General features: G+C 68.1%; 11 protein-coding genes. 8 read left to right on the top strand and 3 right to left on the bottom strand.

Annotated features, from left to right (window positions below; all coding sequences use genetic code 11):
- The first annotated feature begins 121 nt into the window (after nucleotides 1-121).
- Complete coding sequence (locus tag AC1DFC_RS08355; RefSeq protein ID WP_478178957.1) at nucleotides 122-1,030, top strand: hypothetical protein; 909 nt, start codon at nucleotides 122-124, stop codon at nucleotides 1,028-1,030.
- On the opposite strand, the gene AC1DFC_RS08350 is transcribed toward AC1DFC_RS08355, so the two are convergent.
- A complete protein-coding gene (locus AC1DFC_RS08350) occupies nucleotides 1,024-1,914 on the bottom strand; it encodes a YbgC/FadM family acyl-CoA thioesterase (protein ID WP_413311952.1) in 891 nt (296 codons plus the stop codon). The genes AC1DFC_RS08355 and AC1DFC_RS08350 overlap by 7 nt on opposite strands.
- Complete coding sequence (locus tag AC1DFC_RS08345; protein ID WP_007827697.1) at nucleotides 1,911-2,825, bottom strand: alpha/beta hydrolase; 915 nt, start codon at nucleotides 2,823-2,825, stop codon at nucleotides 1,911-1,913. Before AC1DFC_RS08345 ends, AC1DFC_RS08350 begins: the two co-directional genes overlap by 4 nt.
- A gap of 134 nt (nucleotides 2,826-2,959) precedes the next feature.
- On the opposite strand from AC1DFC_RS08345, the gene AC1DFC_RS08340 reads away from it, so the two are divergent.
- From AC1DFC_RS08340 to AC1DFC_RS08310, 7 genes are all read left to right on the top strand, one after another.
- Complete coding sequence (locus tag AC1DFC_RS08340) at nucleotides 2,960-4,096, top strand: iron-containing alcohol dehydrogenase (protein ID WP_478178956.1); 1,137 nt, start codon at nucleotides 2,960-2,962, stop codon at nucleotides 4,094-4,096.
- A gap of 141 nt (nucleotides 4,097-4,237) precedes the next feature.
- The gene (locus AC1DFC_RS08335) at nucleotides 4,238-6,580 is read left to right on the top strand and encodes a type VI secretion system Vgr family protein (RefSeq protein ID WP_478178955.1); all 2,343 of its coding nucleotides are present in this window, start codon (nucleotides 4,238-4,240) and stop codon (nucleotides 6,578-6,580) included.
- An 8-nt stretch (nucleotides 6,581-6,588) separates the two neighbouring features.
- Complete coding sequence (locus AC1DFC_RS08330; protein WP_007827692.1) at nucleotides 6,589-7,026, top strand: hypothetical protein; 438 nt, start codon at nucleotides 6,589-6,591, stop codon at nucleotides 7,024-7,026.
- Between the two features lie 24 nt (nucleotides 7,027-7,050).
- Nucleotides 7,051-9,690, top strand: coding sequence for a DUF2169 family type VI secretion system accessory protein (locus AC1DFC_RS08325; protein ID WP_413332663.1), 2,640 nt, complete (start codon nucleotides 7,051-7,053; stop codon nucleotides 9,688-9,690).
- Nucleotides 9,687-10,805, top strand: a complete 1,119-nt coding sequence (locus AC1DFC_RS08320) for a pentapeptide repeat-containing protein (RefSeq protein WP_478178954.1) — start codon at nucleotides 9,687-9,689, stop codon at nucleotides 10,803-10,805. Before AC1DFC_RS08325 ends, AC1DFC_RS08320 begins: the two co-directional genes overlap by 4 nt.
- Nucleotides 10,802-11,548, top strand: coding sequence for a DUF3540 domain-containing protein (locus AC1DFC_RS08315; RefSeq protein WP_478178953.1), 747 nt, complete (start codon nucleotides 10,802-10,804; stop codon nucleotides 11,546-11,548). The genes AC1DFC_RS08320 and AC1DFC_RS08315 overlap by 4 nt, the downstream gene beginning before the upstream one ends.
- A 23-nt stretch (nucleotides 11,549-11,571) precedes the next feature.
- Nucleotides 11,572-11,958 (top strand): DUF4150 domain-containing protein, encoded by a 387-nt coding sequence (locus AC1DFC_RS08310; RefSeq protein WP_413311963.1) that lies wholly within the window; start codon nucleotides 11,572-11,574, stop codon nucleotides 11,956-11,958.
- A gap of 17 nt (nucleotides 11,959-11,975) precedes the next feature.
- Here the strand turns inward: AC1DFC_RS08310 and AC1DFC_RS08305 are convergent, their stop codons facing one another.
- Nucleotides 11,976-12,956 carry a tripartite tricarboxylate transporter substrate binding protein gene (locus tag AC1DFC_RS08305; protein WP_478178952.1) on the bottom strand — a complete coding sequence of 327 codons (981 nt, stop codon included), beginning with the start codon at nucleotides 12,954-12,956 and terminating at the stop codon, nucleotides 11,976-11,978.
- Nucleotides 12,957-13,016: the final 60 nt, after the last annotated feature.

Here is a 13,016-nt window from a genome sequence, read left to right as displayed (position 1 = left end):
AGAAAAGGGGCGTTCGGCGCTATCGAACAGATGGCGCCATTTTTTTGCGCGTCGTTTAACCCTGCCGCCGATGCTGCGCCGTAGAAGCCTGCACCGATCAACTCCCGGCAAGGAAGACACCATGAAGCGCAGACTCTTTTCCACCGCCCTGGCCCTGAGCGCCGCGGCCTCCTTCTCGGCCTGCGCGCAGAGCCCGGAGCGGCCTTACGCCCCGCCCACGCCGCCCAGCCGCATCGGCTCGCTGATGCAGATCAGCGTGGTCGACCGCGGCACCGGTGCCGAACTGCCGATCTACCGCCACCACGGCGAATACTGGGTGGCCGGCCGCCCCGGAGCGCGCTACGCCATCCGGGCGCGCAACGCGACGGACGAACGCATCATGGCCGTGATGTCGGTGGACGGCGTCAACATCGTCACCGGCGAAACGGCCGGCGTCGGGCAGAACGGCTATGTGTTCAGCGGCAGCGAGCGCAGCGACATCACCGGCTGGCGCAAGAGCGATTCGCAGATCGCGGCCTTCGAGTTCGCCGCGGCCGGCAACTCCTATGCGAGCCGCACGGGCCGCCCGGAAGATGTTGGCGTGATCGGCGTCGCGATGTTCCGCGAGCGCATGCCCGAGCCGCCCCCGCCGCCGGTCACGCCTTTTCCGTACCGCGACGAACGCGGCGAGCGCGAGCGCCGAAGCGACTCGTCGTCCCTGGGCGATGCGCGCGCGAAGGCCGGTTCGGCCGACGGTGCCACCGCGGCAGCGGAATCCCCCGCGGGCAGCCTGCGCCAGCCCGCGCCCAGCCCGAGCCTGGGCACCGCGCACGGCCGCCGCGAAACCTCGTACGTCGGCAAGACCACCTTCGAGCGCGCACAGCCGTCGCCCGACGAGGTGGTCCGTATCCGCTACGACAGCCGCGAGAACCTCGTGGCCGCGGGCGTGATCCCGGTGCCGCCCGCGCCGCGCTGGCCGCGTCCGGCCGGTCCGTCGCCGTTCCCGGGTTCCGACCCAGGCTACGTGCCGGACCCGCCCGCTCGCTATTGAGAAGAAGAAGGAAGAAGGGACCGGCGCATCTCGATGTGCGGGATGCCGGCCTCCTCGAAGCCGTCGCCATGCGGCACATAGCCCAGCCGCGCATAGAAACGCTCGGCGCTGCGCTGCGCATTCAGCGCCACCACGCTGTCGCCGCGCGCCCTGGCGGCGTCTTCGAGCACCTGCATCACCGCAGCGCCGTGCCCGCCGCTGCGCAGGTTGCGGTGCACCGCCATGCGGCCGATGTGCGAGACGCCGTTCTCGGCCGCCAGCAACCGCCCTGTGGCGATGACCTGCCCGATGCGGTTGCGCGCCACCGCGTGCAGCACCACGGCGTCCTGCGCGTCCCACTCCATCGCTTCGGGAATGTTCTGCTCCTCGATGAACACCGCGCGCCGCAGGGCGCCAGCGCCTTCGCCCAGGGTGGCCCAGTCGCCGGTTTCGACGGTGCTCATCGTCTCGCCGGCCTCATAGCCGGTCAGCACTTCTCGCAGTACAGCAGGCACCGGCTTCGAAGTCTGCGTCGCCGGGTCGGCGAACACATAGACCAGCTCGCAGCCGACCAGGAACTGGTCCTGCCGGAACAGCCCGCCCTCGAACACCATCGACGAATTGCCGATGCGCGCGCAGCGCACGCCCATGTCCAGCATGTCGTCCATGCGCGCCGAGGCGCGGAAGTCGATGGTGGCCTTGCGCACGTAGAGGTCGCCGCCCAGCGCATGCATCGCCTCTTCGTACGGCAGCGCCAAGGCACGCCAGTAGTCCGAGATGGCGGTGTCGAAGTACATCAGGTAGTGCGCGTTGAAGACGATCTTCTGCATGTCGACTTCGGCCCAGCGTACGCGCAGGCGGTGGAAGAAGCGGAAATTGCTGCGTTGGGTGGCTGCTTCGCTCATGGTGCCAGTGCTTCCTTGAGTGCGCGGGCCGCGTCCTCCTGCGCCTGCAGCGCCTCGGGAATCGCCCGCCCCATCTTGACGAATTCGTGGATTACGCCGCGGTAGATCTCCAGGTCGACCGGCACGCCCGCGGCGCGCAGCTTGTCGGCGTAGGCGATGCCTTCATCGACCACCGGATCGCATTCGGCGAGGCCGATCCAGGCCGGCGCCACGCCTTCGACGTCGTCGGCCAGCAGCGGCGCAAAGCGCCAGTCGTCGCGGTCGGCCGGCGTGCGGACGTATTGCGCGAAGAAGAAATCGATCATCGCCTTGGTCAACAGCGGGCCGTTGACGTGGCGCTGGTGCGAGGCCGTGTCCTGGTGGGCTGTCATGCCGGGGTAGATCAGCATCTGCAGCGCGAGCGGCAGGCCAGCATCTCGCGCCAGGATCGCGCACACGGCCGCGAGCGTGCCGCCGGCGCTGTCGCCGCCTACCGCCAGGCGCCGCGTGTCGACACCGACGCGTCTACCCTCGTGGGCCAGGAAGGCGAAGGCGTCCCATGCATCGTTCGACGCCGTCGGAAACTTGTGCACGGGCGCGAGGCGGTAGTCCACCGACACCACCGCGCAGCCACTCTTGGCGCTCAGCACGCGGCACAGCGTGTCGTGCGTGCGGATATTGCCGACGGTGAAGCCGCCGCCATGAAAGTACATCAGCGCGGGCAGCACATCGGTGGACGGCGCATACAACCTTGCCGGGATCGCGAAGTCATCGCGTGCGGGAATGGTGAAGTCTTCAACCCGCGCCAGTTCGGGCTTGGGCACTTCGAGCACGCCGGCGCCCTTTTCGTAGGAGGCCTTGGCCTCCTCCGGCGTGAGCCGGTCGAGTGGGGGGTGGCCGGCGCGCGCCATGCGTTCGACAACGCTGGCCATCTTCGGGGTAAGTCGTATGGCGGGGGGTGTTCCCGGCGCGACAACGGCAAGGGTTTCTTTCGTGTGCAAGACTGATCGCTCTTGTTAGATTGGGCTGGTCGGCAATCGTACTGCCCTACGGCATATCCACATTCATGGCACTCATCCAATACCTCACCCAGATCCAGTTCGAATTCGGCGCGATCAAGCTGCTGTCCAGCGAGTGCGCGCGCATCGGCATCAACCGCCCGTTGATCGTGACCGACGCCGGCGTGCGCGCGGCCGGCGTGCTGCAGAAGGCGCTCGATGCCATCGCCGACCTGGAAGCCTCGGTGTTCGACCAGACGCCCTCCAACCCGACCGAAGCCGCGGTGCGCGCGGCCGTGGAGCTCTATCGAAGCGGCCGCTGCGACGGGCTCATCGCAGTGGGCGGCGGCTCGGCCATCGACTGCGCCAAGGGCGTGGCCATCGCGGCCACGCACGAAGGACCGCTCAAGACCTACGCCACCATCGAAGGCGGGTCGCCCAGGATCACCGAGCGCGCAGTGCCGCTGATTGCGGTGCCCACCACCAGCGGCACGGGCAGCGAGGTGGCACGCGGCGCCATCGTCATCGTCGACGACCACCGCAAGCTCGGCTTCCACAGCTGGTTCCTGATGCCCAAGGCCGCCATCTGCGACCCCGAGCTCACGCTCGGCCTGCCGCCCAGGCTCACGGCCGCCACCGGCATGGACGCCATCGCGCACTGCATGGAGACCTTCATGTCGGCCGCGTTCAACCCGCCGGCCGACGGCATCGGCCTCGACGGGCTCGAACGCGCCTGGGGCCACATCGAACGCGCAACAAAGGACGGCAGCGACCGCGAGGCGCGCCTGAACTTGATGAGCGCATCGATGCAGGGCGCCATGGCCTTCCAGAAGGGCCTGGGCTGCGTGCATTCGCTGAGCCACAGCCTGGGCGGCGTCGATCCACGCCTGCACCACGGCACGCTCAACGCCCTCTTCCTGCCCGCGGTGATCCACTTCAACTCGGGTGCCGAATCGGTGCAGAAGGAGCAGCGCCTTCAGCGCATGGCGCAGGCCATGCACCTCGATTCGGCCGGCGATCTCGGCGACGCCATCCGCGACATGAACGCGCGCCTCGGGCTGCCCAAGGGCCTGGCCGAGGTGGGCGTGACGCCCGCAATGTTCGAGCAGATCATCGACGGCGCCATGGCCGACCACTGCCACAAGACCAACCCGCGCCTGGCCACGCGCGACGACTACAAGGCCATGCTCGAAGCCTCGATGTAAGGGCTTCTTCTACGCCTGTTTTCAGAGGGGAAAGCGGCCCGTGCCGCGCCCTGCGCGTCATGTATATGACATAAGGAATTTCTAGACTGCCCATCGAAGGTTTCGCATCCGCAGAAGCCCCATGGGTCAGGGAAATTCCGAATGCCGCGTACCGTCCAAGTCCACACCGTCCTGAGCGCCGAGCAGCTCAAGTTCCGCGCCATGCGGGGGCGGGAGGGGCTCTCGCAACTCTTCGAGTTCGAGGTGGACATGGTCAGCACCAGCTTCAGCCTCGACCTGAAGCAACTGCTCGGCACCTCGCTCACGCTGGAGCTGGCCGACGAAGGCGCGCCGCGCTTTCTCAACGGCACGGTGGTGCGCTTCGAGCTTGTAGGCCGCGCCAACGAAACCGGCCGCCACTACATCTACCGTGCGCTGGTGCAGCCGTGGCTGTGGTACCTCACGCGCACCACCGACTGCCGCATCTTCCAGAACAAGAGCGTGCCCGAGGTGCTCGACGAAGTGCTGGGCAAGTACGGCTTCCAGTTCGACAAGCGCCTCACGGGCAGCTACCCCGCCATGGAGTACTGCGTGCAGTACCAGGAAAGCGACTTCGCCTTCGTGAGCCGCCTCATGGAGCACGAAGGCATCGCTTATCACTTCGAGCACGGCAACGGCTCGCACCTGCTGGTGCTGGTCGACGACACCGGCAGCTACAAGCCGCTGCCCGGCCACGCCAGCATCGCCTATCGCCCGCGCGACCGCGTGCTCAATGCGCTGGAGCCCTGCATCGACCAGTGGCGCGTGGCCGAGCAGATCACCTCGGGCCGTGTGATGCTCGACGACTTCGACTTCAAGAAGTCGCGCGCCTCGCTGCAGAGCGTGCAGCAAGACCCCAAAGCCCACGAGCATTCGACCTACGAGGTCTACGAATGGCTGGGCGGCTACAGCGAGCACCAGCAGGGCGATGCCTACGCCAAGGTCCGCCTGCAGGAGCTGCAGTGCGCGCATGAGCTGGCTTCGGGCCACACCAACGTCGCGGGCATGGCGCCGGGCTACCTGTTCGAGATGACGCACTGCCCGCGCGAATCGGACAACCGCGAATACCTCGTCACCGAGACCCGCTACAACCTGCAGGAGCCCGAGTACTCCACCGGCGGCAGCAGCGAATCGGTGTGCGAGTTCGACTTCACCGTGCTGCCCTCCTCCGTGGCCTACCGCCCCGCCCGCACCACGCCGCGCCCGCGCACCAACGGCCCGCAGACCGCCACGGTGGTCGGTCCCGAGGAGATCTGGACCGACCGCTTCGGCCGCGTGAAGCTGCAGTTCCGCTGGGACCGCTACGGCCAGTCGGACGAGAACAGCTCGTGCTGGGTGCGGGTGTCCAGCAACTGGGCCGGCGCCAACTACGGCACCATGCACATGCCGCGTGTGGGCCAGGAAGTGATCGTCGATTTCATCGGTGGCGAGCCCGACCGTCCCATCATCACCGGCCGCGTCTACAACAGCGACCAGATGCCGCCATGGGAGCTGCCCGCCAACGCCACGGCCAGCGGCATCCTCACGCGCTCCAGCGCGGGCGGTGCGGCCAACCAGGCCAACATGCTGCGCTTCGAGGACCGCTCGGGCGCCGAGCAGATCCTGCTGCACGCCGAGCGCAACCTCGACGTGGAGGTGGAGGCCGACGAGACGCACACCACCGGCGGCACCCGCACCACCCTCATCAAGGGCCACGAGTCGGCCACCTACCAGAGCGGCGAGACGCGCGACATCACCGCGGGCGCCAAGGAAACCATCAGCGGTGGCGACACCCGCAGCGTGACCGGTGGCTTCACCGAAACAGTGGCCGGCGGCGTGACGCAGACCATCTCCGGCGGCAAGACGCGTTCGATCGGCGGCGGGCTGAACGACACCATCACGGGCGGCGTCAAGCTGGCGATCAGCGGCGGCTTCAACGGCACCATCGACGGACAGGAAATCCGCTTCGTGAGCGCGGGCCGCCAGGACACCATCAACGCCTCGAACACGGTGCAGGTCAACGGCCCCTCGACCACCACCGTCACCGGCCCCACGGTGCACACCTCGCCGGACGTGACCTTCAACACGACGAACCACATCCACAACACGACGCAGCACGTCATCAACACCAGCGTCTACAACACGACGTCGAACACCTACAACAACCTGACGAACAACTACACCAACAACTCCGTCAGCTACACCAACAACTACGCCAAGAGCAGCGACTGGCGGCTGGCGCGTTCGGGCGGCGTGGGCTTTCGCTTCGGAGCCGTGGGCGCCTCGCTGGACTTCTGGGGCGTGCGGCAACAGTTCTACGGCATCAATTCGCAATACGCCGTGCTCAAGGTGGACTTCCTCACCTTCAAGATCGCGAACAAGGGCACCGACATCACCAAGGAAGCCATACAGGTCGGCAACGCCGCGCTGCGCTTCCTGATGGACGGTCTCGCGACCTATGCGCAGGCCATGCACATCGTCATGTGAAGGACACGATGCCTGTCTGGGAAATTCTTCTCTGGGTTGTCTTCGCCGTCGTCATGACGGCGGTCGTCGTGTTCTCGATCGGCGCAGTGGGCTACATGCGCCGCGAGAGCCGGCTGTATTCGGCTGAACAGAAGCTGTGGCTGTCGCTCGCGCAAACGGGCCAGCCGGCCGACGGCGTGCTTCGCAGCCTGCGCATGCACCCGGGAAACATGACCCGCGGCGGCTCGCGCGGGCAGACCGTTTGCGCCGTGGTGCTCGACGTGGACTACGCCGACACCGCCGGCACGCTGCACACGGCGTCGATCCGCACATTCGTCGAAGACGCGCTGGTGCCCCGGTTCCAGGAACCGCTGAAGATCGTTCATCTGCGCTACGACCCGCGAAACGCCGCCTCGGTCGCGATCGACCGCGAGCGCACGCCGCTGGAGATCCCGCGTGCGTCCTGAGCGGATGCCGCGGATGCGCCGCCGATGAAGACCGTCAAGCCATTGCGGCTGAGCGTCACCACGCGGCCGTTCCTGCGCGGTGGCGAGCAGCGCCTGGCCGTGACCACGCTGTGCATGGCATCGATGGGCGAGCAGCCCGTGCTGACGCCCGAACCCGAGTTCTGGAAAGCGCTGTCCGACGAACTCGGTCCGGCCACCGCCATCGACCTGGGCCTGCCGAAGATCCGCGCCGAGGTGCTTGCCACCGGTTTCGCCTACACCGCGCACCAGGCGGAAAAGACGATGTGCGCCGCACGGCTGCAACTCGGCGGCCTTGCCAAGGACCTGGCCGTCTTTGGTGACCGCTATTGGATTGGCGGCCGTGCCACGCAGCCGCAGCCCTTCGAGTCCATGCGCGTGGACTGGACGCGCGCCTATGGCGGCCCCGCCTTCGCGGACAACCCGCTGGGCCGCGGCCACGGGCTCGAACAAGTCGATGGCCGCGAGGTGCAGCGCCTGCCCAACATCGAAGACCCCTCCCACCGCGTGCACCGGCCCGGCGACCAGCCCGAACCCGCCGGCTTCGGCCCGCTCGACATCGCCTGGCCCCGGCGCATGCGCATGATCGGCAGGCAGTACGACGAGCACTGGCGCGCCCACCTGTTTCCGGGTTTTGCCGAGGACATGGACTGGCAGCTCTTCAATGCCGCGCCGCCCGACCAGCGCCTGGCCGGTGCCCTGGAGATCGCTCCGGGCACCCCCTATGCGGTGTGGAACATGCACCCCGGCGTGCCGATCCAGCGGGGCCGACTGCCCAGCTGGCGCGCCCTCGCCTTCATCGCGCGGCGCCGGTCGCCGGGGCAGATCGAGGACATCGCGCAGCGGCTGACCACCGCGTGGTTCTTCCCGCACCTGGAGCGCGTGGCGCTGGTCTTCCATGGCGAGACCCTCATCGAAGAAGACGACGCCAGCGACGTCACCCACGTGATGCCCGCGCTCGAAACGATCGACGCACCACGCGGCCTCGCGCACTACGAGACCGTGCTGCGCCAGCGCTGCGACCCGGAAAAGGGCGCGCTCTACATGTTCCGAGACGATGAACTGGTGCCCCCGGGGGCCATTGGTCCATGGCTCGAACAGCCCGAAACCACCGAATCAGCGCTGGTGCGCAACATGCGCGAACGCGGCCGGCAAGCCCGCGACGAACTCAAGCAGATGGCGCTCGACGCCGGGCACAAGGCGCGCCATTTCAGGGAGCGCGCTCTTCCAGCGCCCTTCCAGCGCACACCCACCCTGCACGAGTTGCCCGGGTTCGTCGAGCAGGCGGATGCCTATGCCCGCGCGCAGCGCGCGCAAGGCGCTGTCGAGCGCGAACGCCTTCAGCGCGAAGCCGACGCCAACGCCAGCGAGTCGAGGAAGGTCGGCTTCGACACCGGCAAGCTGGTGCGCGAGCATGACCGCGCCGAGATCAAGGGGCCGCCGCGCGTGGATGGCGCGTCGGTGCTGCGCGGCTTCACGGGCATCGCAGCGGCCACGGGCACCGCGCCCATGCCGCCGGACCAGGTGGAATCGATGCGAAAAATGACAGAGGCCGGCGAGCGCGGCCTGCTCGCGCTGTACCGCGGCACTGCCCAGCATCAGGCCAGCGTCGATCCCCTGCCCCCCGAGCGGCTTGCGGCACTGCGTGCCCATGTGGCGTCGGTGCTCGCAGGCAGCCGCGATTTCACCGAGATGGACCTGACCGGCGCCGATCTCTCGGGCCTGGACCTGCGCGGCGCATGCTTTCGCCGCACGCTGCTGGAAAGCGCCGACCTGCGCGGCGTGCAATGCGACAGCGCCGATTTCAGCCAGGCCGTACTGGTGCGTGCGCAACTCTCGGGCGCCCGGTTTCATGACGCGGTGCTGCGCGACACGAACCTCGGAGGTATCGCCTGCGAACAGGCTGACTTCTCGCGCGCCGATCTCGAAGGCGCGAAGCTGGACAAGGTGACGCTTGCCGGCTGCAGCTTCGAGGGCGCGCGCCTGCACCATCTGCACCTGATCGATTCGCGGCTGCGCGGCTGCAACTTCGACGACGCCGACATTGCCTACGCCGGCTTCCTTTCCGACGTGACCATCGAAGGCTGCAGCTTTCGGCGCGCCCGCCTCTACAAGGCTGCCTTCCTGTCGTGCCGCGTGGCGCGGCTCGACTTCACCGGCGCTACGCTCGAAGCCTGCGCATGGACCCACACGCCGTGCGACGAGGGCATGGTGTTCGCGGCGGCCCTGCTGCGCACCACCTGCTTTGCCGGCAGCACCAGCCTGCGCGGCGCCAGCTTCGAGGCGGCCACGCTGGTGCAGTGCAGCCTGCGCGCGATGGCCATGGAAGATGCGCGGCTCGCCCGCGCCACGCTCGACACCTGCGACTTTTCTTCCTGCAACCTGAGCGGCGCCGACCTCGCCGAAGTGCAGGCGCCCGACAGCCTCTTCATTCGCGCCGACCTGAGCCGGGCGTCGCTGCGGGGCGCCAACCTGATGACCGCCAACTTCAACAAGGCCCTGCTGCCTAGCGCCGACCTGCGCGAGGCCAACCTGTTTCGCGCCGACATGTCGCAGATCCGCATCGACGGCACCACCGCCACCCAGGGTGCCTACATCGAGCAGACCAAGACCGTGCCGGCCCCGCGCGCGACGCCGATCCGATGAGCCCGCAGGAGCTGGTGCTTCACATCCGCAACGGCAAGCGCATGGAAGGAGAAGATTTCACCGGCATGCCGCTCGACGGCCTCGACCTTTCGGGCGGCATGTTCAGCGAATGCCGCTTCACGCGGGCCTCGCTCGCCGGCAGCCGGCTGGACGACTCGGTGTTCGAGCGCTGCACCTTCGATGACGCGACGCTGGCGTCGGGGCGGCTGGATGGCGTGTCGCTCCTGCGCTGCAGCCTGCGGGGGGTGGATGCGACCGCCAGCCATTGGCCGCGCACCGTCGTGACCGAGTCCGACCTGCGCGACGCGCGCTGCGCCGGTGCACAGCTGGCGGAAACGGTCTTCTACGGCTGCGAGCTGCACGGCGCCAGCTTCGAGCGCGCCACGCTCACCAAGACGATCTTCAACGACAGCCGCATGGGCAACGCGGACCTGCGCAATGCCTCGCTCACGAGCGCGGTGTTCTTCCGCAGCGACTTGCGCGAGGTCGCGTTCCAAACCGCGCGCTTCCACAACGCCGTGTTTTCCGAGGCCGACCTGCGCGGCCAGTCGTTCGCGGGGCAGGCCTTCGCGATGTGCCAGTTCACGGACGCGCGCATGTCCGGCTGCGTGTTCGAGGACGCGCAGCTCGCGCAATGCAACTTCAAGGGCGCAAGGCTCGACGGCGCGCGCATGGCCCGCGTGCAAGCGCCGCAAACCTTGTTCGTCGAGGCAGACCTGCGCGGCGCCGATTTCCGTGGCGCGGCGCTCGACCAGTCGCTCTGGGTCGACGCCTGGCTCGCGGGAGCCGACTTCTCCGGCGCGAGCCTGGAACAAGGCGTCTTCCTCCGCGCCCGCTGCGAGAACGCGAGCTTCGAGCGCAGCCGGCTCGTCTACGCCGATTTCTCCTGCGCGGACCTGCGCGGCGCGAACTTCGAGAAGGCCCGCTTCGAGCGCACCCAGCTGCACCGGGCCGAGCTGGGCGGCTCGCGCTGGAGCGACCGCATCGGTGTGCTCGACAACGACCCCCACCTGTACGAGGCAGAGCGCATCGCCCGCCAGCGCCCGGCCCGCGCCATCCGCCTCGACCGCAACGCCGAGGGTCGCCTCTCCATCGACGCAAAGGACATCGCATGACGATGAGCGCACGAAGCTCCCATTCCACCGCCCCCCCTGCAGACGTCCACGGCGAAAGCGAACTCGCCCCCCTGCTGCACAAGGCGCCGCCCGCCAAGCGGCAGGCCACCGCGCAGCCCCCGGGCATTTGCATGGCGAAGGTGTTGGCCAGCCATTCGGACGACAGCCACGATGTGGTCCCGACGGGAGAGACCCGGTCGCGGCCCTGTCGCCGCGCCGCCAGCTGCCTGCTGGTGCCCGCGCCGGGCGACATCGTCATGGTCGCAGGCCCTGACGAAGACGAGCTTTACCTGATCGCCGTTGTCGCACAGGCCGACCAGGGCCATGCGGTGCTCGCGGTGAACGGCGACCTGACCCTGGCGTCGAAGCACGGCGGCATCGCCGTGCGCAGCTCCGGCGCACTCGATCTGCAATCGGACACCGCCGTCGCCACCCGCGCACCCGAATGGAACCTCACGGCCGGGCGCGGCCTGTGCAAGGTCTCGGAGCTCGACTACCAGGGCGCCGAGGTGCGCTTCAGCGCGCTGGTCTCGCGTTTCGTGGGCCGCGCGTGCGAGGTGGTGCTCGACCGCCTTCACCTGCTCACCCGGTCGAGCTTCCGCTTGACCGAGGAAGTCGAACAGGTGCGCGCGGGCCAGATCGATATCCAGTCGTCGAGCACCTTGCGCCTGCATGCGAAGAACACGCTCGTCACCAGCAAGGAGCTGGTCAAGATCGACGCCGAGCAGATCCACATGGGCTGATGCCCGGAAAAGGAGCCCCCGCCATGTTTGCCAACTCCCAGATGATGGGCATGGACCTCGCCTTCCCCGATGTCTGCAAGACTCCGCCGGCCGTGCCCATTCCCTACCCCAACTTCGCGCTGGGACCGACCGCCATTCCCAATGCCTGGAACATCCTCTACGGCGGCACGCCGGCGCACAACCTTGCCACGATCACACCGATCACCAATGGCGACAACGCGGGCGTGATGATGGGCGTGGTGTCGCAGACCGTGATGGGTCCTTCGCGACACATCACGGGCGCGTTCACCGTGCTGCTGAAGGGCTCGCCCTGCACGCGCATGACGAGCCTGTCGGTGCAGAACCGCAGCAACATCGTCGGGATGCGGATCGTGCCGAGCCAGTGCAAGGTGCTGGTGCTGGCGGCTTGAGGCCGGGGCCTCCGGAGCTACTCCGCCTTCACCCCCGCCGTGCGGATCACCTTGCCCCACTTCGCCGTTTCAGCCGTGATGAAAGCATCGAATTCCTCCGGCGTGCTGCCCGCCGGAATGGTGCCCATCGCATCCAGCTTGGCGCGCGTGTCGTCGCTCCTGATGATGCGCGCCACCTCTTCCGACATGCGCTTGACGATGTCGCGCGGAGTGCCCGCCGGCGCCAGCATGCCGGCCCAGGTGCTGCCGGTGAAGCCCGCGAAGCCCTGTTCGATGAAGGTCGGCACATCGGGCGCTGCCGCCAGCCGCTTGTCGCCCGCCACGCCGATCAGCCGAACCTTGCCGGCCTTGGCCTGGTTGATGAGGCCCGTCGGCGCATCGAAGAAAAGCTGGATCTGCCCGCCCATCAGGTCCGTCAGCGCAGGCACCGCTCCGCGGTACGGGATGTGGATCATGTAGGTCTGCGTCAGCGACTTCCACAGCTCGGTGGTCAGGTGCGCAGCCGAGCCGTTGCCCGAGGAGCCGAAGCTCACCTTGCCCGGATTGGCGCGCGCATAGTCGATGAGCTCGCGCGCCGTCTTGAAAGGCGCATCGACGTTCACGGCCGCCAGCAGCGGCGACACGCCCATCAGCGAAACGCCGGTCAGGTCCTTGCGCGGGTCATACGGCAGCTTGGGGTACAGCGTGGTGTTGGCCGCATAGGCCGCGATGACGACGCCGAAGGTGGTGCCGTCGGGTGCCGCCTTGGCGATCGCATCGACGCCGATCAGGCTGTTGGCGCCGGGCTTGTTGTCGACGAGCACCGGCTGCCCCAGCTTCGTCTGCAGGCCGATCTGCACCAGCCGCGCCATCTGGTCGGTGAAGCCGCCGGGCGTGTAGGGCACGATCACGCGGATCGGCTTGCTGGGCCATGCGGTCTGCGCGAAGGACGGCAAAGCGAGGCTTGCTGCGGCGGTGGCAATCGTGAACCGGCGGCGGGACAGCGTGGTTTGGGGCATGGCGGAGGGGACCCTTCTTCGTTGCGTTGCTTCGGGAAATGGACCGGGCCATTCTCGAAG

The organism is Variovorax sp. 10L421, assembly GCF_056395365.1.
Note: the sequence above shows the minus strand (reverse complement) of the source record. Positions and strands in the feature narration are given on the sequence as shown.